A 22,066-nucleotide genomic window follows, 5' to 3' on the forward strand; every position below is an offset into this window, starting at 1 on the left:
GTTCGGGGTGTCTCGGCCGAGGAGACAAGGTCTACACGACGCCCGGTGATTCTGGCAAGCGCTTTCCTTCAGAATGTTTGGACATTGTGACGTGACGGCTCGGTCCGTCGCCGCGGCTCCGCCCCGGCGCGCGGGAAATCGCTATCCTCGCCACAGACAGCCCTCGCCACACAGCGCGGAGCCGACGGACTGGAGGCGCGACATGCCCGAACGGAGCTCGGTCACCCTGGCCGACGTGGCTGCGCGGGCAGGCGTCTCGCTCGCGACCGCGTCGCGCGCGCTCAACGGCAGCGTGCGGAAGGTCCGGCAGGAGTCGGTCGACCGCGTCCACGCCGCGGCCCAGGAGCTCCGGTACACCGCCAACGTGCAGGCCCAGGCCGTCGCCCGCGGGACCACCACGACGCTCGCGCTCGTCGTGGGCGACATCGCCGATCCGTACTTCGCGGCCATCGCCGCCGGGGCCATCCGCGCCGCCGACGACGCCGGGCTCGTCGTCACGATCACGTCGACGGGAGGGGACCCGTCGCGCGAGGCGGCCGTCCTCGGCGTCGTCGCGGGGCTCCGGCCGCGGGCCGTGGTGCTCGCGGTGAGCCGTCGCCTCGGTGGTGGCGCCGAGCTGGCGTCGGCCGTCTCCGGACTCGTCGCGGCCGGCGCGGGGGTGTCGGCCCTCGTGTCCGACCTCGACGGCGCCGTGGCAGGCGTGTCGGGCGTGCAACCACTCGTGATCCGGAACCTCAGCGGTGCTGCGGCGCTCGCCGGCGCCCTGGTGGAACAGGGGCACGACTCGTTCGCGGTGCTCGCCGGCGATCCGTCGCTCGCCACCGCACACGCCCGCTACGAGGGCTTCGTCGCGGGCCTCGCCGCCCACGGGATCCGGGTGCCCGACGACGCCGTGGTGCCGTCGGAGTTCACGCGGGACGGCGGGTACCGGGCGATGGTGTCGCTGCTCGACCGGGCTGCGGCGGGCTCGGGGGCGTTGCCGCGGTGCGTGTTCGCGGTCACGGACCTCATGGCGGTGGGGGCGGTCGCGGCGATCCGGGAGCGCGGGCTCGTCCCGGGGGTGGACGTCGGGGTCGCGGGGTTCGACGACGTGCGGATGCTCGCCGACGTCGTGCCGGCGCTGAGCACGGTGCGGTTGCCCCTCGAGGAGATCGGGGAGCGGGCGGTGCGGCGGGCCCTCGGGCTCGAGCCGGACGGCGCCATCGACGGCGAGGTCGTGCTGCGCGCGAGCACGGCGCGCTAGCGGGCCGGGGCGCCCCGAGCCCGGGCGCCCCGCGCCCGCGCTCGTCCTCGTCGCCCGGGCCCGTCCCCGCCGCCCGGATCGTGAGCAGAAACGGTCGGGTGCCGTGGCGCGACCCGACCGTTCCTGCTCACGAAGTGGCACGGGGCGCCCACGCCCCAGGCCCGTGCCCCGCACGCCCCCGCCCGCGCCGCACGCCCGGCCCCGAACGCACACACCCGAACACGCGCGTGCGGTCGGCACGGGCCGTGGTGTACGGTTCCGGCAAGCGCTTTCCACCACGGTGGCGAGCGGGCCACAGCGAGCAAGGGAGCACGCGTTGACCACGCGCACCATCGGCATCATCATGAACGGCGTCACCGGACGCATGGGCTACCGCCAGCACCTCGTGCGGTCGATCCTGGCCATCCGCGACGACGGCGGGCTCCCGCTCCCGGACGGCACGAGGCTGCAGGTCGAACCGATCCTCGTCGGCCGGAACGCCGCGAAGCTCGAGGAGATCGCCACCCGGCACGGCCTCGAGCACTGGACGACCGACCTCGATGCCGCCCTCGCCGATCCCCGCTGGGACGTCTTCGCCGACTTCGCCGTGACGAGCGCCCGCGCCGACGCCCTGCGGAAGGCGATCGCCGCCGGCAAGGCCGTCTACACCGAGAAGCCCACGGCCGAGACCTCCGACGAGGCACTCGAGCTCGCCCGCCTCGCCGCCGACGCCGGCGTGCCGAACGGCGTCGTCCACGACAAGCTCTACCTGCCCGGCCTCCGGAAGCTCCGCCGGCTCATCGACTCCGGGTTCTTCGGCCGGATCCTCTCCGTCCGCGGCGAGTTCGGCTACTGGGTGTTCGAGGGGGACTGGCAGACCGCGCAGCGGCCGAGCTGGAACTACCGCCGCGAGGACGGCGGCGGCATCGTCGTCGACATGTTCCCGCACTGGAACTACGTCCTCGAGCAGCTGTTCGGCCGCGTGGAGTCGGTGTACGCCCGCGCGGTCACGCACATCGACGAGCGAACCGACGAGCAGGGGACCGGGTACGCGGCGACCGCGGACGACGCGGCCTACGGCGTGTTCGACCTCGCCGGCGGCATCACGGCGCAGATCAACTCGAGTTGGGCGGTCCGCGTCGACCGTGACGAGCTCGTCGAGTTCCAGGTCGACGGCACCGACGGCAGCGCCGTCGCGGGACTGTTCGGCTGCCGGATCCAGCCCCGGACGGCGACGCCGAAGCCGGTGTGGAACCCCGACCTGCGGGACGACCGCGACTACAGGGCGCAGTGGCTCGAGATCCCCGACAACGAGGTGTTCGGCAACGGGTTCCGCGCCCAGTGGGAGGACTTCCTGCAGGACCTGGTCGCCGGCCGCCCGCACCCCTACGACCTGCTGTCCGGTGCCCGCGGCGTGGCGCTCGCGGAGGCCGGTCTGCGCTCGAGCGCCGAAGGACGACGCATCGACCTGCCCGAGCTGACCCTGCCCACCGGGGCCGAGCCGCGCCTCCAGGGCGACAGCGCCGAACGCGCCGACAACGCCGAACGCACCGAACGCACCGACCGCGCCGACAGCGCCGACAGCGCCGACAGCGCCGACCGCGCCGACGACGCCGAGACCGTCGGAGCACGCGCATGACCACCCTGACCCTGCTCGCGCCCGACGGCACGACCAGCCGGGCCGACCTGCGCGAGCCGGCCGTGGCGGCCACCGCGAAGCCGACCGCCCCGCTCACCGAGCGCGTCGTGTACGCCGCCGCCCACGTCGTCCCGCGCACCGCCGCCGACAACACGCCGGGTGCACCGGCGGACCTCGACTGGGACGCCACCCTCGCGTTCCGGCACCACCTCTGGTCATGGGGCCTCGGCGTCGCGGACGCGATGGACACCGCGCAGCGGAACATGGGGCTCGACCCGGCCGCCACGCGCGAGCTCATCACCCGCAGCGCCCGCGAGGCGCAGTCCGTCGGCGGCCGCATCGTCGTCGGCGTGAACACCGACGACCTCCCGGACCAGGTCGCCACCGAGCAGCAGGTCGTCGACGCCTACGTCGCCCAGCTCCACCACGCCGAGGACGCCGGCGCGGGGGTCGTGCTCATGGCGAGCCGGCACCTGGCGCGCCTGGCGCAACGCAGTGACGCACCGGCCGCGGTCTACCGCCGCGTCTACCGCAGGGTCATCGAGCGGGCGAGCGCCCCCGTCGTCCTGCACTGGCTGGGGGAGGCGTTCGACCCCGCCCTCGCCGGCTACTTCGGCGGTCAGCACGGCCCCGACACCGTGCTCGACATCATGGGCGACGCCGGGTCGAAGGTCGCCGGCATCAAGATGAGCCTGCTCGACGCCCGGGCCGAGGTCGCGCTCCGCTCCCAGCTGCCCGCCGGCGTCCGGATGTTCACCGGCGACGACTTCCACTACGTCGACCTCATCGCCGGGACCGATCGGACGCACTCCGACGCCCTGCTCGGCGCGTTCGCCGCCGTGGCGCCGATCGCCTCCGCCGCCGTCCGGGCCCTCCCCGACGAGACCGCCTTCCGCGCGCTGCTCGGCCCCACCGAGGCCCTGTCCCGCCACGTCTTCAGCGCCCCGACCTGGCACTACAAGACCGGCATCGCCTTCCTCGCCTGGCTGAACGGCCACCAGGGTGCCTTCGCCATGGTCGGCGGTCAGCACGCCGGCCGCTCCCTGCCGCACCTGTCCGAGACCGTCCGGCTCGCGAACGCCTGCGGCGCGCTCGACGACCCGTCGCTCGCGGCGTCGCGGTGGCACGACCTGCTCACCGTGTCCGGTGTGCCCGTGACGGCCAGGAGGCGCGGCTCGACCCCCGCCGACCGCCCGCTCTCCGGGGTGGTCGCGTGAGCACCCCCGTCGTCCGCGCCACGCGGGCCGGTGCCGCCCCGGGCTCCGCACCCCCGCATCCGCGGCTCTCGATCAACCAGGCGACGATCAAGTACGCCTCGCTCCGGGGCGCCCTCGACACCGTCCGCGCCGCCGGCGTCCAGGCGATCGGCACGTGGCGGGAGCCCGTCGCCGAGGTCGGGCTGTCCGAGGCCGTGCGGATGGTCGCCGACTCCGGCCTCCGGGTCTCCTCGCACTGCCGCGGCGGCTTCTTCACCCTCCCGGCCGGCACCGAACGGCAGCGGGCACTCGACGACAACCGCCGGGCGATCGACGAGACCGCGGCGTTGGCCGAGGCCGGTGCGCCCGGGTCCGCGCCGGTGCTCGTGCTCGTCGCCGGAGGACTGCCCGAGGGGTCCCGCGACCTGATCGACGCCCGGGACCGCGTGGCCGACGCCCTCGCCGACCTCGTTCCGCACGCCCTCGACGCCGGCGTCCAGCTCGCCGTCGAGCCCCTGCACCCGATGTACGCCGCCGATCGGGCCGTCGTGTCGACCCTCGCGCAGGCCCTCGACCTCGCGGCGCCCTTCCCGGCCGCTGCCGTCGGCGTGGTCGTGGACACGTTCCACGTCTGGTGGGACCCGGCACTCGCGGCCTCGGTGGCCCGCGCCGGTGCCGCCGGGCGGATCGCGAGCTACCAGGTGTGCGACTGGCTCACCCCGATCGCCGCCGACCCGCTGCTCTCCCGGGGTGTGATGGGGGACGGGCACATCGACTTCGGGCCGGTCACCGCTGCCGTGAGCGCCGCCGGGTACTCCGGGGACGTCGAGGTGGAGATCTTCAACCAGGCCGTGTGGGACGCCCCGGCGACGGACGTCGTCGACCGGGTGGTCCGGGCGTTCACGGCCTCGGTGCCGCTGCCCCTGCCTCCGCCTCGCTGAGGGGGCGGCGGCGGACCAGCACCACGCTGTCGAGCACCTCGTGCGGCGCTCCCTCGGGCGTCACCGCGGTGCGCGGTCGGAGCTCGGCGGCCACGACCTCCCACCCGCCGTCGAGCCCCAGTGCCGCGAGGTCCTCCGCCGGCGTCGGGAAGCGGTACGCCCGCATCTCCTCGGGCAGGTCCCCGTGCGGGGGCGCGGCGTGCGCCGTCACGAGCAGGTGCCCGCCGGCCGCCACGAACCCGGCCGCCCGCCGCAGGATCGCCCCACGCGGGATCTCGACCGGCCACGACTGCAGGAACGACGCCGTGACGAGGTCGAACCGCGCCGCGGTGTCCCACGAGCCGAGGTCCGCCGCGACGAACGCCGTCCGCTCCTCGACCCCGGCGGTGACGGCAGCCCGGGAACCGCGGGTGACCGCCGTCACCGACAGGTCCACCCCGGTGCTCTCCCACCCCTGCCGGGCGAGCCAGACGACGTCGCCGCCCTCGCCACAGCCCAGGTCGAGCGCGCGTCCCGCGGGCAGCGACGACGCGACGTCCGCGAGCACCGCGTTCACCCGCCCCGACCAGATCCCGTCGTGCTCGGCGTAGCGGGCCTCCCACCAGCTGCGTGCGGAACCGGACTCGCTGGCGGTGCTGTCGTCGTGCGTGTGCATGCGCACACTCCACCGCACGGACCGGCCGGACCCCAAGCGGTGTTGCCACCCCGGCAACGTCGCACCGTGCGTGGCGGGGCCGCGCCGCGCCTCCTGGCCGCCCGATCGTGAGCAGAAGATGTCGGGTCGCTCTCCCCGACCTGACCATTTCTGCTCACGAAGCGCCCGCACGGGGCCGGTGGCTGGGCCCGTCCGTCAGTCGGCGGGGCCGGCGTGCTCGATGCGGGCGCTCGCCGTGGCCATGTGGTCGTCCATCGCCCGCTGCACCGCGAGCACGTCCCCGGCCCGGAGCGCCTCGAGGATCGCACGGTGCTCCTCGTACGCGGCCTCGGTGGCCTGGCGGGTCCGGACACGACGGCCGACCCACACGCTGAGCATCGAGCGGAGGCTCTGCAGCAGGTCGGCGAGCACGTCGTTCCCGGCGGAGCGGGCGAGCAGCACGTGGAACCGGACGTCGGCGTCGATGAAGGCGTCCGGGTCGTCGAGCGCCTGGTGCTGCCGGTCGATGTAGGTCTGGAGCTCGTCGAGCTGCGCCGGCGTCGCACGCTGGGCGGCGAGGATCGCCGCGGTGCGTTCGAGCGACGACCGGACCTCGAGCAGCTCCCGGGTCCGGTTCGACGCGAGCATGAGCCCCCACGACAGGGTCGTCGGCAGCAGGTCCGAGGTCCCGCCCTGCAGGTACGTGCCGGAACCCGGGCGGATCTGCACGATGCCGAGGATCTCGAGCGCCGCGAGGGCCTCTCGCACGGCGGACCGACCGACCCCGAGCCGTTCGGCCAGCACCCGCTCCGAGGGCAGCCGCGAACCGGGAGCAAGGTCGCCGGCGGTCAGCAGGGAGACGAGCTGTCGGGCGACCTCGGAGGCGGGGGAGCCCGTCGGCACCGACTCGAGTTCGAGGCGGATGTTGAGCGGGTCGTCCGGGCTGAACGCGGGCATGCAGTGAGCGTACCGGTCGGTCAACCGGTTGCGGTCGGACTCCCTGCCGAACCGCGGCGGCATCGAATGGTCAACCGGTTGACAAGTTTGGAGTGACCGCGCACACTGGTCCGTGCGCACCGATGCGTCACCTCCGTCGCCGGCGCAGCAGCCGACCGGAGCACCACCCCACCCGAGCAGGAGTCATCGTGGACATCCCCGCCACGCGAGGCATCCCCACCTCGGTCGTCGAGAAGACGGCCATCCGCAAGATCGCGATCCGCATCGTGCCCTTCGTGGCGCTGATGTTCTTCATCAACTTCCTCGACCGCACCGCGATCTCCTTCGCGGCCCCGAACGGCATGGAGGCCGACCTCGGCCTGACCGCCGCACAGTTCGGGTTCGCCTCGGGCGTGTTCTTCATCGGCTACCTCGTGCTCGAGGTGCCGTCCAACCTGGCGCTGCACAAGTTCGGCGCCCGCGTCTGGCTCGCCCGCATCATGATCACGTGGGGCATCGTCTCGCTGCTCTTCACGTGGGTGCAGAACTACCCGCAGCTCGTCGGCCTGCGCTTCCTGCTCGGCATCGCCGAGGCCGGGTTCTTCCCCGGCGCGATCCTGTTCCTGTCGACCTGGGTCCCCGCCCGGCACCGCGGCAAGATGCTCGCGCTCTTCTACCTGGCGCAGCCGCTCACCAGCGTGATCGGTTCGCCGCTCGCCGGCTGGCTGATGACCCACGAGGGACTGCTCGGCGGCCTCGCGGGCTGGCGCTTCATGTTCCTCTGCGTGTCGATCCCCGCGATCATCGTCGGCATCCTGTGCCTCTTCGTGCTGAAGGACAAGCCGTCGCAGGCGAAGTGGCTCGACGAGGACGAGAAACTCTGGCTCGAGGGCGCCCTCGCGAAGGAGAACAGCCAGAAGGAGGGGAACGCGCACGGCAAGGGCGGCCTCCGAGCGGCGTTCGGCTCCGGTCGCGTCTGGATGCTCGCCGCCGTGTACTTCGGCTTCATCTACGGTCTGTACGCCCTGAGCTTCTTCCTGCCGACCATCATCGACGGCTTCCAGGAGCAGTTCGGTACCACGTTCGACCTGTTCCAGAAGGGGCTCATCACGGCGATCCCGTACGTCCCCGCCGCCGTCGTCCTCTACTTCTGGTCGCGTGACGCGTTCCGGCGCGGTGTCCGGGTGTGGCACATCGCGGTCCCCGCCCTCGTCGGCGGTCTGAGCATCCCGGTGGCCCTCTACATGAACAGCCCGGCCGCCACGGTCGCCGTCATCGCGATCACCGCGTGCTCGATCTTCGCCGCGCTGCCGAACTTCTGGACCGTCCCGACGCAGTTCCTCACCGGTGCCGCAGCGGCCGCGGGCGTCGCGCTCATCAACACCGTCGGCAACCTCGGCGGGTTCGCCGCGCCGTACATCACCGGCGCCGTCAGCGAGTGGACCGGCGGGTACCAGGTGCCGATGTTCATCGTCGGGTTCTTCATGGTCCTGTCGAGCGTCCTGATGTTCGTCCTCGGCCGGACCACGAAGCGGAACGAGCGACGCGACGCCGACGCTGCCGCGCAGGCCGCGACGACCACGACCCAGGAGTCCCACGCATGACCCGCCTGTTCAACGACCCCGCGGACTTCGCGGACGAGATGGTCGACGGCTTCGTCGCCGCGAACCGCTCCCGGGTGCGGAAGGTCCACGGCGGGGTCGCCCGCTCGACCACCAGCCCCGAGGGGACCGTGGCGCTCGTCGTCGGCGGCGGGTCCGGGCACTACCCGGCGTTCGGCGGACTCGTCGGGCACGGGCTCGCGGCCGGTGCCGCGATGGGCAACCTGTTCGCCAGCCCGAGCGCCCAGCAGGTCACGGCGGTCGCGAATGCATCCGAGCACGGCGGCGGGGTGCTGCTGAGCTACGGCAACTACGCCGGCGACGTCCTCAACTTCGACGCAGCTGCCCGGGCACTCACCGCGGCCGGCATCGACGTCCGCACGGTCCGCGTGACCGACGACGTCGCGAGTGCCCCGAGTGCCGAGGCCCACAAGCGCCGCGGGATCGCGGGCGACCTCTGCGTGTTCAAGGTCGCCGGAGCCGCCGCCGAGCGTGGCGACGACCTCGACACCGTCACGGCGATCGCGGAGCGGGCGAACGACCGCACCCGATCGTTCGGCGTCGCGTTCTCCGGCTGCTCGCTGCCCGGCGCCGAGGAACCCCTGTTCACCGTCCCCGAGGGCCGCATGGCGATCGGCATGGGCATCCACGGCGAACGCGGCATCGACGAAGCCGACGTCCCCACCGCGTCCGGACTGGCGGACCTGCTCGTCGACAAGCTGCTCACCGAGCTGCCGTCCGGTGTCGCAGCCGACGGAGCACGCGTCGTCCCGATCCTCAACGGCCTCGGTTCCGTCAAGTACGAGGAGCTCTTCGTCGTGTTCGACGCCGTGCAGCGCCGACTGACCGCGGCCGGCGCAGTCGTCGTCGAGCCCGAGGTCGGCGAACTCGTCACGAGCTTCGACATGGCCGGCGTCTCGCTGACGCTGTTCTGGCTCGACGACGAGCTCGAGGAACTCTGGGCCGCCCCGGCCGACAGTCCCGCCTACCGCAAGGGCGGTGCCGTCCCGCAGGAGCCCGTGTCCTCCGACGTCCTCGAGGCCGGCGTGGTCGTCCCCGTGACCGTCGGCACCGACGAGTCCCGGGGGTCCGCCACCCGCATCGCGACGGCGATCACGGCCGTGCGCGCGACGATCGACGCCCACGCCGACGAACTCGGCCGCATCGACGCCGTGGCCGGCGACGGCGACCACGGGATCGGCATGCAGCGCGGCTCGACTGCCGCGGACGCGGCGGCGCAGGACGCCGCAGCACGCGGCGCCGGTGCCGGATCGGTCCTCGCGATCGCCGGTGACGCGTGGTCCGACAGGGCCGGTGGCACGTCCGGTGCGATCTGGGGTGCGGCCCTGGAGGCACTGGGTCGCGTCCTCGGGGACACCTCGCGCCCGACGGCCACCACCGTCGCCGACGCCGTGCACGCGGCCGCCGAGGCCGTCCTCGCGTTCGGGGCCGTCCCGGGCGACAAGACCATGGTCGACGCGCTCGTCCCGTTCGACGAGGTCCTCACCGCCCGCACCGCGGCCGGCGACGACCTGGTCACCGCCTGGTCCGCCGCGTCCGCCGCCGCCACGACCGCGGCCGACGCCACCGCCGACCTGCTGCCGCGGATGGGCCGCGCCCGGACCCACGGCGAGGACGCGGTCGGCACCCCCGACGCCGGTGCGATCTCGTTCGCCCTCATCACCGCCGCGGTCCTCGCGACGCTCTCCGAGAAGTAAGGAAGACCCCATGACCGAGCAGCAGTTCCGCATCGTCGTCGGCTCCGACGACGCCGGGTTCGACTACAAGGAGATCATCAAGGCCGACCTCGCCACGGACCCGCGCGTGGTCAGCGTCACCGACGTGGGCGTCGACGCGGACGGGCACACCGCCTACCCGCACGTCGCCGTCGACGCAGCACGCATGGTCGCGAACGGCGAGGCGGACCGGGCGATCCTGATCTGCGGCACCGGACTCGGCGTCGCGATCGCCGCGAACAAGGTCCCCGGCATCCGGGCCGTCACCGCGCACGACTCGTTCAGCGTCGAGCGCTCGATCCTGTCGAACGACGCCCAGGTCCTCTGCATGGGCCAGCGCGTCGTCGGCGTCGAGGTCGCCCGGCGCATGGCGCGCGAGTGGCTCGGCTACACCTTCGACACGTCGTCCGCGAGCGCCGAGAAGGTGCAGGCAATCTGCCAGTACGACGGGTCGGCCCCGGTCGGGACCGACGCCTGATGCCCGCGTCCACGGCAGCCGCCCCGCTCACGATCGGGGTGTCGCTGAAGATGTACTTCTCCCACGCCCGGACGCTCGAGTGGGCAGCCGCCGTGGCCGACATCGCCCGGACCCACCCCGCGGTGCAGTCCGGCGCCGTCGAGCTCTTCGTCATCCCGACGTTCCCCGCGCTCGTCCCGGTGCGCGAGGTGATCGGGGACGCCCCCGTGACGCTCGGCGCGCAGGACCTGGCCTGGGCGGACACCGGCGCCTTCACCGGCGAGGTGTCCGGTGCGGAGCTGCGCGAGATCGGCGTCGCGCTCGTCGAGATCGCGCATGCGGAGCGGCGCTCGCTGTTCCACGAGACGGACGAGGAGATCGCCGGGAAGGTGCACGCCGCCTTCCGCAACCACCTGCGGCCCCTGATCTGCGTCGGGGAGACCACCCGCGCCTCCAGTGAGACCGCCGTGGCGGACGTGACCGCGCAGCTCGACCGGTTCCTGGCGACCGCGACCGCGGACGGTCTCGCCGGGCCGGTCATCGCGGCGTACGAGCCCGTGTGGGCGATCGGCGCCCCGGCGCCCGCGCCCGACGAGCACATCGTCGCGGTCCTCTCCGGGATCGAGGAGTACCTCGCCTCCAAGCCGGAGCTCGCCGGCTCCGTCGCGATCTACGGCGGCAGCGCCGGACCGGGCCTGCTCACTCGTGGGCGGGGGCGCATCGGCGGGCTGTTCCTCGGACGGTTCGCCCACGACCCCGCCGCCATCCGGACCATCCTCGACGAAGCCGCGCAGCTGGGGGCGACCGCATGACCTCCCTGCTCGGCCTCTCCACCTACGCCTACTTCTGGCGGATGTCCGACCGCGTGCCGGACCCGATGTCGCTCGACGACGCGATGCGGGACGCAGCGGCGCACGACGGTGTCGACCTCTTCCAGATCTGCGATCACCTGCCGCTCGACACCGCCTCGGACGACCGACTGGCCGCGATCCGGGCACTGGCCGACGAGCTCGGGCTCGCGCTCGAGGTCGGCACCCGTGGCACGGCCCCGGAGCACCTCGCGCGGTACCTCCACGTCGCGCAGGCGCTCGGCGCGACCCTCGTGCGGAGCATGTGGACGAGCGGCGACGACCAGCCCGACGCCCTCGAGACCGAACGCCGACTGCGCCGGGCGCTCCCCGCGTACGAGGCAGCCGGGGTGACGCTCGCGCTCGAGACCTACGAGGTCGTCGCCACCGAGGACCTCGTCGCCGTCGTCCGGGCCGTCGGCTCCGACCACCTCGGGATCTGCCTCGACCCGGCGAACACCGTCGCGCGCCTGGAGCACCCCGCCGACGTGGTCGCCGCGGCCGCCCCGTACACCCGCAACTGGCACGTCAAGGACTCCGGGTTCACCCGCTCACCGGGCTGGGTCGGGTTCCAGTACACCGGCGTCCGCACCGGCACCGGTCTCCTCGACTACGACGCCGTCCACGCCGCGATCAACCCCGACGCACGGGGCATCAATCGCGTGATCGAGTTCTGGCTGCCCTGGCAGGACGAGGCCCTCGGCGCCACGGGCGACCCGGCACAGACCACCACCCGCATCGAGGCGGCGTGGACCGAACACACCATCGAGTACATCAGGAGCAAGGAATCATGACCGACACCGTCACCACCCCCCACACCGTCGCTGCCGGATCCGGTACGTCCGACGTCACCGTCGCCGTGATCGGTGCCGGCGGCAAGATGGGCACCCGCGTCTCGAACAACTTCGCCAAGAGCGAGTACACGACGCTCTACAGCGAGGCCTCGCCCGCCGGCCAGGAGCGCATCGAGGCCCTCGGCCGGTCGCTCACCGACAGCGTCGAGGCAGCCAAGGTCGCCGACGTCGTGATCCTCGCCGTGCCGGACGTCCTGCTCGGCACCATCTCCGAGCAGCTCGTCCCCGTCATGAAGTCGGGTGCCAGCATCCTGACCCTCGATCCGGCCGCCGCCTACGCCGGGCTGCTCGCGAAGCGCGAGGACATCCACTACGCCGTCGCGCACCCGTGCCACCCGTCGGTCTTCCTCGAGCGCACCACCAAGGAGGAGTGGGACGACACCTTCGGTGGCATCGCCGCCCCGCAGGAGGTCATCGCCGCCTTCGACGCGTCGGAGTCGCTCGGCGATGAGGGTGACGCCGCCAAGGCCGTCGCCGAGGCCGTCATCACGACCATGTACGCGCCCGTCATCCAGGTGCACTGGGTCACGGTGAAGCAGCTCGCCGTCCTCGAGCCGACGCTCGTCGAGACCATCGCCTGCATGATCGGCGACTTCCTCAACGACGCCCTCGAGGAGACCGTCACCGGTGTCGGCGTGCCCCGCGAGGCCGCCCGCGCCATGCTCTACGGCCACACCTGGATCGCGTTGACCAACGGCCTGCGCGGCTCGAACCCGTTCTCGGACGCCTGCCACATCGCGATGGGCTACGGCCGCGAGAAGCTCATCAAGGAGGACTGGAAGCAGGTCTTCGACGACAGCGAGCTCGACAGCGTCATCGCCAAGATGCTCAAGATCGACGCCGTCAAGCGCTGATCGATCCCTGAGACCGGAACGCCCCGCCGACCCCCTTCCGGCGGGGCGTTCCCCTCGGTCCCCACACCTCGGCGAGCGTGATCGAGGCGACTCCCGGCACCGTGAGCGCCTGCACGGCCGCGGCGAACCACGCGGCGGCGGCGGCGGAGTGCTGCTGCGGATCCGTCGCGTCCGGCACGGACTGCGGCCCGTACCCGGCCTCGACCGACGCGTCGGTCACGGCCCGACGCGGTGACGTCGCCACGGCGTTGAACCGCGGACGCATCGTCACCGGTCCGACGTGGAGCGGCCTGCCGGCGGCCAGCCTGGAGGCGCTCATCGCCACCCAGCGCTGCATCCGGATCGACTCGGTCACCTGGGCACGACTGCGGTCGTGCATCTGCGGCGTCACGCTGAACGTGAGCGGGCCGTCCCAGTCGCCGAACAGGTCGATCGTGCGATTCAGCTCGGTGAAGTGCGCGCGTGTCCCCGCCACGACGTCGAGTCCCCCGTGCGCGGCCGCGGCCTCCCGGAGCGCCCGCTGCAGCGCCGTGGTCGTCACGTGCGACGACGGGTCGAACGCGCCGATGCGCACCACCGGCCCGGACTCCAGGACCTCGTCGACCGCGGCGCGCAGCAGGGCCGGGTCGTCGGTGACGAACCGCACGTCGAGCGGCGCGCCTCGGGCGTCCCGCCTGGCGGAGGCGAGCACCGCGGCGACGTCGGGGTCGCCGAGGACGGGCTCGACCAGGATCGGCACGCCGCCGGGGAGTGCCTCGTCGTCCGGGCGCGCAGCGGCCGGGGCGGAGGCGGCCAGCAGCTGGAGGGTCGGGGGCGGGATGACCACGGAGGTCGGGGCCGGCCCGTCGAGCGCGGCGAGGTCCGGGGCGGGGGAGGGCGCGCCTCCCGGTCGTCGCACCGCGCGCAGCGTGAGCGCCTGGTGGACGACGGCACCGGCGTCGAGCGCGACGGGGAAGGGCTCGGCCAGCGGCGTCGAGTAGGTCTTGAACGACGCGTCGGTCCAGTTGCGCTGGTCCTCCATCTCGAACACGTCGCCGGTGAGGTCGAGCGTGCAGTCCGTGCCGCCGGTCGTCCAGGCGTACCCGGCGACGTCGGTCGCGGGTTGGTGCGGGGCGATCCACAGCGGGAACGTGTGCGCCGTGGCGGGCACTGCCGGGTGACGGACCGTGAACGGGGTGCCGGCGAGGGTCGGCGGGTGCAGGACGACCAGGCCGATGCGGTTGCGGCGGAACGGCGCCGTCGTGGTGGCGGTCGCGTCGACGTGCAGGGTGTCGCCATCGATCGTGAGGTCGAGGGTGGTGCGGAGGACCTCGGCGTCGTCGAAGGAGCCCGTCACCTCGATGCGGGCACGGGCCCGGGCCCGCGCGTGCCCGTGTTCGTCGGTCGCGTCGGCGTCGGCTTCGGCCTCGGCGGCGGCGTCGGTCGTCCGGCGGGTGACGGTGTCGTCGGCGGTGCGCCAGTCCTGGTCGCGGGTGACGAACCGGATGCCGCGCAGCACCGGCACCCCGTCGTGACTGACGTCGGCGAGCTCGGCGCCGCGGAGGGTCACCCGCCACGGTCCGACGGCGAGCACGTCCTCGGCGGTCGAGTCCGCCCACGCACCGTCGTCGGTCATGTCCCTTTGCTACCAGTCGGTCAACCGGTTGCGCAATGATGTGTCCAGGAGCGACGTCGCTCCGAGGACCGGGGCACTGCCGCCCCGAGGACGGAGCACACGCATGGCCGGACGACTGACCGGGAAGACCGCCCTGGTGACCGGGGCCGGATCGGGGATCGGGCGGGCGATCGCGGACCGGTTCGTGGCCGAGGGTGCACGGGTCGTGTACGCGGACCGCGACGCCGCGGCTGCCACTGCTGCTGCCGCCTCTGCGCCCGCGGCTGCCGCTGCCGACTCGGCGATCGCGCTCACCGTGGACATCGCGGACGAGTCGAGCGTCGCGGCCGGCTTCGAGGCCCTGGTCGCCCGCGGCGCCGTGCCGGACGTCGTCGTCGCCAACGCCGGCGTGCAGCTCTTCGGCCACGACGCCAAGGTCGCCGACGTCTCGCTCGAGACCTGGAACCGCACGCTCGCGGTGAACCTGACGGGCACCTTCCTCACCGTGAAGCACGCCGTCCGGGCGATGCTCGCGGCCGGTGCCGGCGGGTCCGTCATCGTGACGGGGTCGCCGACCGGCCTGAACGGCGAGGGCGCCGACTTCGCCGCCTACTCGTCCACGAAGGGCGGCGTCCACGCGCTCGTCCGGGCGACCGCGATGGCCTACGCCCGTGACGGCATCCGCGCCAACACCGTCGTGCCGGGCTACACCGAGACGGCGCTCGTCCAGGCGATCTCGGGCGACCCCGAGTCCCGCGCGGCGATCGTGTCGCGGACGCCGCTCGGCCGGGCGGGGACCCCGGACGACGTCACCGGGATCATGGTGTACCTCGCGAGCGACGAGTCGTCCTATGCCACCGGCGCGCTCTTCCGCGTCGACGGCGGCATGACGAGCCTGTAGCGCCGCGCCGCGCCCGCGCCGCGCGCCCGTCCGCTCGATGGTGAGCAGAAATGGTCGGGTCCGCTCGACCGACCCGACCATTTCTGCTCACGAAGAGCGCACGCGCTCCGGGGGTCAGGCGTGCCCGCGTGCCGCGAGCAGCGCGCCGAGCGCCGCCGCACCGCGCTCGGCATCGGCGACCGTGACCACCCGCGCTCCGCCGCCCCGGAGCCGGACGACGAGCCCCGGCCCCGAACGGACCACGTACGCCACACCCCGGCCGGAGATCCGGTAGCCCCACCCACCCCACTGCCCGGGCGACACCTGCTCCCACCCGCACGACTCGATGCGCTCGAGCGGGACCCGCACGAGGGGGATCCGCGTCCACGTCGAGGTCAGCCGGAGGCCGCGTCGATCGACCGTGCACTCGACCCGCGCGAGCACCGCCACCGCGATCCCGGCGAGGACGAGCAGCCCGCCCGACACCGCGGCCGCGCCGATGTCGGCGGACGCGGACGCGGTGGCCCAGGCCGCGACGACGCCGCCGACGACGAGGACCACGCCGATCCCCGCGAACCAGGGGCTGCTGACTCGTGCACGCCAGGCGACCCGGGCGTCCGTCGGGACGTCCAACGGAGGGACATCGTGCGCAGGGACCGGCGCTGCCGTCCGGACGAGCGCGATCGTCGGCAGCACCGCCACGGCGACACCGACCGCGAGCGTGAGGACGGCCCACCACACCGGGAACGTCGGGTCGTCGACGCGGTTCACGATCGCCTCGGCGATCCACGCGGTCGCGACGGACCCGCTCAGGAGGTTCGCCACCAGCAGCAGGGTCGCCCACGTCCGTCGGTCGCTGCGTCCGAGCGCCACCACCGCGAGTCCGGCGGCGACCAGGGCCACCACGAGGGACCCCCAGAAGAACGGCCACGGCGACCCCCAGGCGTCGGCCACACCGTCCGCGCCGAAGTGCGTCGCCACCCGTGCCGGCAGCGCGGGTCCGAGCACGAGCGCCGTGACGACCAGCGCGACGGCCACCGCCGCGCTCGGTCCCACCACGGCCAGTCGTGCGCCGGTCCCCATCGTCCGAGTCGTCATCGTGCCCCCTTGATCATCGCGTACAGGTCGTCGAGCGGGACCCCGAGGGTCTCCGCCTGCTCACGGAGCTCCACCACCAGCGACCGCAGCCGGTCGAACGACGCGTTGCCCGACCGCAGCACCGTGGCGCCACGGCCCCGGCGCAGCTCGATGAGCCCGTCGTCCTGCAGCTGGGCGTAGGCCCGCAGCACCGTGTGCATGTTGACGTCGACGGCGGCCGCGAGTTCGCGCGCGGACGGCAGCCGCTCGCCGTTCCGGAATTCGCCGCGGGCGATCGCGTGCCGGATCTGGGCGGCCACCTGGTCCGCGAGCGATGCCCGCGCGCCGGGGTCGACGGTGATCAACATGTTTGCATTGTATGCGAACAATCCAGTCCGTGCCGACAGTGCTCCGTCCGGATAGCGCGGGCTGGGTGTCCGGTCCACGTGGGCTGTCCGGCACGCGCGTACCGTCGCTGGAGAAGACGGCATCGATCCGCGTCCTCCCGACGCTCCGATGGCACCTCCTTGACCCTGAGGCCGTTCTGGACGTCGGCATCCATGAGGCCGAGGCGGAGCCGGGCTCGCGAGCAGGGAGCACGCCATGAGCAGCCAGGAACTGAGCAGCTACGAGTCGAACGCCGACGTCCAGCCGGTGCGGGTGACCACGTACCGACACCTCCGACGGGCAACACGCCGCGGTTGGGCGGTCCCCGTCGAGTCCGAGCCGTCGCTCGCCGACCTCGTCGGGGAACGATCGCCTGGTGGTCCGGAGCGACGGTGATCCCCGCGGCGGACCGGCCGCCGGCGGAGTCCTCGACCGCGGAGGTCCGTCGGACCTCCGTCCGGGAAGTCCTCCAGGGCGGCACCGACCCCGATGAAGCACTCGAGTTCTACCGCGGCGTGTACGACGGCCACGACATGGCCTTCGCCCCCTCCTCGTCGCCGTTCGGCTTCCGGTACCGCGCCACCGGGGACGGTCGCCTGAGTCTCCGCACGTCGTCGGTGTCCGCCGCTCGGTCCGGCTTCCTCGCACCCGAACGGCAGTACCTGCTGGCGTGGTCGGTCGAGGGCGGCATCGTGGTGGACGACGACGTGCTCCTCCGCGCCGGCGTGCCCGTGATGTACCCGGCCGGACGCCCCTTCCACGTCTCGGCACCGGCGGGGACGAAGCACCTCGTGCACTTCGACGCGGACTTCCTCGAGGCCGTCGCGGTCGTGGGCACCGACGCCGCCCCTATGCCCCTCGCCTTCCCCGTGACCGTGTCCGCCGAACGCCTCGCGCCGCTGCAGGCCGTGCTGCGCGAGGTCGCCCGTCCGCTGCTCGACGTCGCCGTGGTCGACGCCGACCGGGCCGCGCTCGACCTGCGGCTCGCCGAGGCCGTGCTCGGCGCCTTCCGCTCCGATGCCGACCGCCGGGGGACCGCTGCGCCCGCCGGGACGGTCGAACGTGCGAAGGCGTTCATGTACGCGCACTTCGACCGGACCATCGCCGCCACCGACATCGCCGCCGCGGCCGAGGTCAGCGTCCGGACCCTGCAGGAGGGCTTCCAACGGCGCGAGGGCAGCACGCCGATGGCGTACCTCCGCGACCTGCGCCTCGAGAAGGCCCGCCTCGGCCTGCAGCTCGCGGACCCCCGCGAGACCTCCGTGGCCACCGTCGCGCACTCCTGCGGCTTCCGGCACATGGGGCGCTTCTCGGGGTCGTACTTCTCGATGTACGGCGAGTACCCGGGGGACACCCTCCGCGGTCGGAGACGACTCATCGCCGCCGCGGATATCGTCGGGTGATGCCACCAGAGACGCGTCCCGTCGTCACCGACGACACCGAGTTCGCCGTCCGCGGCGCGGGCGCTCCCGTCCTCGTCGTGCACGGCACCCCCGGCGGGATCGACGTCGCCGAGATCATGGCGCGGTTCCTGCCGTCCGCCGACTTCCGCGTCGTCACGCTCTCACGTCCCGGGTACCTCGGCACCCGGGTCCGACCCGGCCACGACTCGCTCGACGACGAGGCCGATCGGTACGCCGAGGTCCTCGACGCGCTCGGCATCGACCGCGTGGCGGTGCTCGCCTGGTCGGGCGGGGCCCCCGCCGCCTACCGGTTCACCGTCCGCCACCCCGAGCGGGTCCACTCCCTCGTCGTGGCGGCCGGACTGACCGGTCCCTGGACGCCCCCGGAGGTCTCCGCACCGGAGCGCCTGGTCGGCGGCACCCTCCTCGGCGCCGCGCTCGCCCGGGCCGCCGCGCGACTGGTGCCCGGCGTCGTCGTGCGCCTCGCGGTCTCGGGCGTGAGCTCCCTGCGCGGTCGACGGCTCCGCGAGCACGTCCGCGGGATCCTGCGCGACCCGGAGCGTCGCACGTTCCTGCTCGACCTCGCCCGCACCGGCAACACCGCGGGCCCGCACCGTGCCGGGTGGGAGGCGGACGTCCGGAACCTCGGCGCGGTGACCGACCTCGACCTCGGAGCCGTCCGTGCCCCGACGCTGCTGCTGCACGGTGACGCGGACGTCGACGTCCCGCCGTCCAACAGCGTCCGGGCGGCGGACGAGGTGCCGGGAGCGGAGCTCCTCGTCCTGCCCGGCGGCACCCACTTCGCGCTCTGGGACCACCCGGACGCCAGCGCCGTGCAGGAGCGGGTGCGGGCCCACCTGCGGCTCAGTCGCCCCTGACCCGCCGGCCGTCGCCGGGGGACATCTCGGGGGACGCGCCGGTCGACGAGTCGGTGCGTGCCCTGGCGGCCCGCCTCGACGACCTGGCACGGGCTCGGGAGGCGCGGATCGCCGCCGTCATGCGGCCCACCCCCGCCTGAGCCGCGTCCGGAGCGGTGCGGGCCGGTTCTGAACGGGCTGCGAGGAACGCCCGAGCCTGTGACGAACTGCAGGAACCCGCGGCGAGTGCCCAGCGGGGCCCAGGTTCGTGACCAATACGTTATCTTCCCGAGTCGCCTCGTCATCTGCTCGGGCCGGCTCGTCCGACCCGGAAGGAACCATGGGACGCCACGCACTGCCCGCAGCCCCCGACGGCGCGGCCACCACCGAAGCCGTCGAACTGCGCCGTCCCCGCGGACGTCGTTCCGCGTTCGGCCCCGCCGTGGCCCGCTCGACCTTCGTGGAGCACGAGAAGCCGGCGCGCAGCGTGTCCCTGTCGAACACTCGCCCGGTCGCCTCGACGGCCGTCGCCGGAGCGGCCGTGCTGTCCCGGTCCGCAGCGCTCCGAGCCGAACGGGCGGTCGACCCGCGGCACGTCCGCCGGGCTGCCAACGCGAAGCGCGCAGCGGTGCTCCTCGCGCCCGCACTGGCCATCACCTCGAGCCTGACGCTCGCGGTCCCGGCGAACGCCGCGACCCCGTCGACCGACGCGCACCACGGGACGACCACCTCGCAGCACACGCAGACCTACACCGTCGCCCGGGACGTCGAGGTCCCGGTGGTGTCGACGGACGGCATGACGACGACCACGACCGTGGTGTCCTACCCGACGATCGTGACGAAGTTCGGCGTCAGCACCCAGCAGGCGGAGGACGCGATCTCGAAGATCCTCTCCGCCGGTGGCGACCGGGCGACCGTGGTCTCCACCGCCCTGCAGTACATGGGCGACCCGTACGTCGAGGGCGGCGCGAGCCACGAGGGCATCGACTGCTCCGGCTTGACGATGGTCGCGTACGCGGCCGTCGGGATCCCGCTCGTGCACTACGTCCCGACGCAGGACGCCGCCGCGACGACGATCCCGGAGTCCGAGGCGCAGCCCGGCGACCTCGTCGTGTACGACAACGAGGACCACGTCGGCATCTTCCTCGGCGACGGACTGGTGCTCCAGGCGCCGCACCCCGGCGCGGTCGTCGACATCGTGCCGATGTACTCCGCGGCGCACCACTTCGCCCGGGTGCTCCCCGCCGGCAGCTGACCGGCACCCGCGGGGCGTCGTCGTCCCGTAAACTGGAGTGATGGCCTCCGAGACCCGCACCCCCTTCGAAGAGCAGCGCTCTGCTCGTCCGCAGGTGCGTCCGCGCACCGAGGGCTGGACGCAGGCCACCGGGACCGACGGCCGGCCGCTGCTGCAGTTCGCGTCCCCGAAGCGTGGCAAGCCGCCCGTGCACCTCGCCGACATGACGGTCGCCGAGCGTGAGGCGAAGGTCGTCGAGCTGGGGCTGCCGAAGTTCCGCGCCAAGCAGCTCTCGACCCACTACTTCACGCACTACACGTCCGACCCCGCGCAGATGACCGACCTGCCGGCCGCCCAGCGTGAGGAACTCGTGGCGGGCATGCTCCCGCCCCTCCTCACCGAGACCCGTCGTTTGGCGACGGACAAGGGCGACACGATCAAGTTCCTCTGGAAGCTCCACGACGGGGCGCTGGTCGAGTCGGTGCTCATGCGGTACCCGGGGCGCATCACGCTCTGCGTCTCGTCCCAGGCGGGGTGCGGGATGAACTGCCCGTTCTGCGCGACCGGGCAGGCCGGGCTGACCCGGAACATGTCCACGGCCGAGATCATCGAGCAGATCGTCCGTGCCAACGCCGCCATCGCGGCGGGGGAGCTCGGCGGTGATCCCCGCAAGGGCGGGAAGGACCGCGTCGACGCCGAGCGCGTGACGAACATCGTGTTCATGGGCATGGGGGAGCCGCTCGCGAACTACAAGCGCGTGATGGACGCCGTCCGGATCATGGTCGCGCCGCAACCGAACGGCCTCGGCATGAGCGCCCGCGGCATCACCGTGTCGACCGTGGGGCTCGTCCCCGCGATCAACAAGCTCGCCGACGAGGACATCCCCGTCACCTTCGCGCTCTCCCTGCACGCGCCCGACGACGAACTCCGCGACGAGCTCATCCCGGTGAACTCGAAGTGGAAGGCGGACGAGGCGATCGACGCCGCCCACAACTACTTCGTCAAGACAGGCCGACGTGTCTCGATCGAGTACGCGCTCATCAAGGACATGAACGACCACGCATGGCGTGCCGACCTGCTCGCCGAGAAGCTCAACAAGCGCGGCAAGGGGTGGGTGCACGTGAACCCGATCCCGCTCAACCCGACGCCCGGCTCGGTCTGGACCTCGTCCGAGGTCCACGTGCAGGACGAGTTCGTCCGCCGACTCAACGCCGCCGGCATCCCGACGACCCTGCGCGACACCCGCGGCAAGGAGATCGACGGGGCGTGCGGGCAGTTGGCTGCGGCTGAGTAGGTCGGTCCGGTTCGGTTCGGCCCGGTTCGGTTCGTTCGGGAGGCACGGTGCGGGTTCGCACCGTGCCTTCCGTCGTTCCCGGCGCAGGTCGGCACCGCCCGCACCGCGCGATCCGCGTGTTTCCGGGCCTCGCAGAGCCGACACGCCCGGGATGTGGCCCGGGTTGGTGCTGCCGTTCACCTCTGCGTAAAGTAATCACTCGTTGCCGCTGAGGCGGAGAACGGAACGGCCGAGACGGTCACCTGGTCACAGACCCGGAGATCTTGTCCACCACGGTTCTTCCCCGGGCAACAAAAGCCAAAAGCCTCTCTGGCGGAACCTCTTTCGGGGTCGAGTGGGGAGTGCGTCTGGTCCTTGAGAACTCAACAGCGTGCACATTGTCAATGCCAATTTATTGACCCCGTTGCCTTCACTTGTGGAGG

21 protein-coding genes are annotated in these 22,066 nt (G+C 73.1%); 16 read left to right on the forward strand and 5 right to left on the reverse strand.

All coding sequences use genetic code 11. The features are described 5' to 3' along the window. Positions 1 to 202 precede the first annotated feature (202 nt). The 4 genes from ACIPEP_RS15745 to ACIPEP_RS15760 all read left to right on the forward strand — a co-directional run bounded on the left by ACIPEP_RS15745 (position 203) and on the right by ACIPEP_RS15760 (position 4,998). Positions 203 to 1,243 carry a LacI family DNA-binding transcriptional regulator gene (locus ACIPEP_RS15745; RefSeq protein ID WP_402717784.1) on the forward strand — a complete coding sequence of 347 codons (1,041 nt, stop codon included), beginning with the start codon at positions 203 to 205 and terminating at the stop codon, positions 1,241 to 1,243. Positions 1,244 to 1,586: 343 nt separating this feature from the next. Then, positions 1,587 to 2,861: a Gfo/Idh/MocA family protein gene (locus tag ACIPEP_RS15750; protein ID WP_402717800.1), complete on the forward strand. Its 1,275-nt coding sequence runs from the start codon at positions 1,587 to 1,589 to the stop codon at positions 2,859 to 2,861. Further along, complete coding sequence (locus tag ACIPEP_RS15755; RefSeq protein ID WP_402717785.1) at positions 2,858 to 4,078, forward strand: DUF993 family protein; 1,221 nt, start codon at positions 2,858 to 2,860, stop codon at positions 4,076 to 4,078. Before ACIPEP_RS15750 ends, ACIPEP_RS15755 begins: the two co-directional genes overlap by 4 nt. Next, complete coding sequence (locus ACIPEP_RS15760; RefSeq protein ID WP_402717786.1) at positions 4,075 to 4,998, forward strand: sugar phosphate isomerase/epimerase family protein; 924 nt, start codon at positions 4,075 to 4,077, stop codon at positions 4,996 to 4,998. The genes ACIPEP_RS15755 and ACIPEP_RS15760 overlap by 4 nt, the downstream gene beginning before the upstream one ends. Here the strand turns inward: ACIPEP_RS15760 and ACIPEP_RS15765 are convergent. Together ACIPEP_RS15765 and ACIPEP_RS15770 are read right to left on the reverse strand one after the other, a co-directional pair. After that, positions 4,958 to 5,653, reverse strand: coding sequence for a class I SAM-dependent methyltransferase (locus ACIPEP_RS15765; protein WP_402717787.1), 696 nt, complete (start codon positions 5,651 to 5,653; stop codon positions 4,958 to 4,960). The two genes, ACIPEP_RS15760 and ACIPEP_RS15765, sit on opposite strands and share 41 nt — an antisense overlap. A 195-nt stretch (positions 5,654 to 5,848) precedes the next feature. Continuing rightward, positions 5,849 to 6,589 carry a FadR/GntR family transcriptional regulator gene (locus ACIPEP_RS15770; RefSeq protein WP_070416464.1) on the reverse strand — a complete coding sequence of 247 codons (741 nt, stop codon included), beginning with the start codon at positions 6,587 to 6,589 and terminating at the stop codon, positions 5,849 to 5,851. Positions 6,590 to 6,777: 188 nt separating this feature from the next. Between ACIPEP_RS15770 and ACIPEP_RS15775 the strand changes: the two genes are divergently transcribed. From ACIPEP_RS15775 to ACIPEP_RS15800, 6 genes are read left to right on the forward strand one after another with little or no spacing between them, the layout of a single operon-like run. Further along, positions 6,778 to 8,172 (forward strand): MFS transporter, encoded by a 1,395-nt coding sequence (locus tag ACIPEP_RS15775; protein WP_071295475.1) that lies wholly within the window; start codon positions 6,778 to 6,780, stop codon positions 8,170 to 8,172. After that, positions 8,169 to 9,887, forward strand: coding sequence for a dihydroxyacetone kinase family protein (locus ACIPEP_RS15780; protein ID WP_402717788.1), 1,719 nt, complete (start codon positions 8,169 to 8,171; stop codon positions 9,885 to 9,887). Before ACIPEP_RS15775 ends, ACIPEP_RS15780 begins: the two co-directional genes overlap by 4 nt. A gap of 10 nt (positions 9,888 to 9,897) precedes the next feature. Continuing rightward, positions 9,898 to 10,383, forward strand: coding sequence for a ribose-5-phosphate isomerase (locus tag ACIPEP_RS15785; protein WP_071295477.1), 486 nt, complete (start codon positions 9,898 to 9,900; stop codon positions 10,381 to 10,383). After that, positions 10,383 to 11,174 carry a triose-phosphate isomerase family protein gene (locus ACIPEP_RS15790; protein WP_402717789.1) on the forward strand — a complete coding sequence of 264 codons (792 nt, stop codon included), beginning with the start codon at positions 10,383 to 10,385 and terminating at the stop codon, positions 11,172 to 11,174. The genes ACIPEP_RS15785 and ACIPEP_RS15790 overlap by 1 nt, the downstream gene beginning before the upstream one ends. Next, entirely contained in the window at positions 11,171 to 12,004 is an 834-nt protein-coding gene (locus tag ACIPEP_RS15795) for a sugar phosphate isomerase/epimerase family protein (protein WP_402717790.1), read from the forward strand. Before ACIPEP_RS15790 ends, ACIPEP_RS15795 begins: the two co-directional genes overlap by 4 nt. Further along, complete coding sequence (locus tag ACIPEP_RS15800; RefSeq protein WP_402717791.1) at positions 12,001 to 12,918, forward strand: phosphogluconate dehydrogenase C-terminal domain-containing protein; 918 nt, start codon at positions 12,001 to 12,003, stop codon at positions 12,916 to 12,918. The genes ACIPEP_RS15795 and ACIPEP_RS15800 overlap by 4 nt, the downstream gene beginning before the upstream one ends. Here the strand turns inward: ACIPEP_RS15800 and ACIPEP_RS15805 are convergent. Continuing rightward, entirely contained in the window at positions 12,908 to 14,533 is a 1,626-nt protein-coding gene (locus ACIPEP_RS15805; RefSeq protein WP_402717792.1) for a hypothetical protein, read from the reverse strand. The two genes, ACIPEP_RS15800 and ACIPEP_RS15805, sit on opposite strands and share 11 nt — an antisense overlap. Positions 14,534 to 14,636: 103 nt before the next feature. Between ACIPEP_RS15805 and ACIPEP_RS15810 the strand changes: the two genes are divergently transcribed. Beyond that, a complete protein-coding gene (locus ACIPEP_RS15810) occupies positions 14,637 to 15,413 on the forward strand; it encodes an SDR family NAD(P)-dependent oxidoreductase (RefSeq protein ID WP_402717793.1) in 777 nt (258 codons plus the stop codon). Positions 15,414 to 15,527: 114 nt separating this feature from the next. Here the strand turns inward: ACIPEP_RS15810 and ACIPEP_RS15815 are convergent, their stop codons facing one another. Beyond that, positions 15,528 to 16,490 carry a DUF1648 domain-containing protein gene (locus ACIPEP_RS15815; RefSeq protein WP_402717794.1) on the reverse strand — a complete coding sequence of 321 codons (963 nt, stop codon included), beginning with the start codon at positions 16,488 to 16,490 and terminating at the stop codon, positions 15,528 to 15,530. Next, positions 16,487 to 16,837 carry a GntR family transcriptional regulator gene (locus ACIPEP_RS15820; RefSeq protein ID WP_070416454.1) on the reverse strand — a complete coding sequence of 117 codons (351 nt, stop codon included), beginning with the start codon at positions 16,835 to 16,837 and terminating at the stop codon, positions 16,487 to 16,489. The genes ACIPEP_RS15815 and ACIPEP_RS15820 overlap by 4 nt, the downstream gene beginning before the upstream one ends. 235 nt (positions 16,838 to 17,072) lie before the next feature. Here ACIPEP_RS15820 and ACIPEP_RS15825 point away from each other — a divergent pair, with 235 nt between their 5' ends. The 5 genes from ACIPEP_RS15825 (at position 17,073) to rlmN (ending at position 21,644) form a co-directional block, all read left to right on the forward strand. Continuing rightward, positions 17,073 to 17,252 (forward strand): hypothetical protein, encoded by a 180-nt coding sequence (locus tag ACIPEP_RS15825; protein ID WP_070416453.1) that lies wholly within the window; start codon positions 17,073 to 17,075, stop codon positions 17,250 to 17,252. Further along, complete coding sequence (locus ACIPEP_RS15830) at positions 17,249 to 18,259, forward strand: helix-turn-helix domain-containing protein (RefSeq protein WP_402717795.1); 1,011 nt, start codon at positions 17,249 to 17,251, stop codon at positions 18,257 to 18,259. The genes ACIPEP_RS15825 and ACIPEP_RS15830 overlap by 4 nt, the downstream gene beginning before the upstream one ends. Then, entirely contained in the window at positions 18,259 to 19,137 is an 879-nt protein-coding gene (locus tag ACIPEP_RS15835) for an alpha/beta fold hydrolase (protein ID WP_402717796.1), read from the forward strand. The genes ACIPEP_RS15830 and ACIPEP_RS15835 overlap by 1 nt, the downstream gene beginning before the upstream one ends. Positions 19,138 to 19,456: 319 nt before the next feature. Next, entirely contained in the window at positions 19,457 to 20,371 is a 915-nt protein-coding gene (locus ACIPEP_RS15840) for a C40 family peptidase (RefSeq protein WP_071295487.1), read from the forward strand. Positions 20,372 to 20,411: 40 nt separating this feature from the next. Then, positions 20,412 to 21,644, forward strand: a complete 1,233-nt coding sequence (gene rlmN, locus ACIPEP_RS15845) for a 23S rRNA (adenine(2503)-C(2))-methyltransferase RlmN (protein ID WP_070416448.1) — start codon at positions 20,412 to 20,414, stop codon at positions 21,642 to 21,644. Positions 21,645 to 22,066 lie beyond the last annotated feature (422 nt).

The sequence above is a fragment of the Curtobacterium sp. NPDC087082 genome, from assembly GCF_044745045.1.
Taxonomy (GTDB): domain Bacteria; phylum Actinomycetota; class Actinomycetes; order Actinomycetales; family Microbacteriaceae; genus Curtobacterium.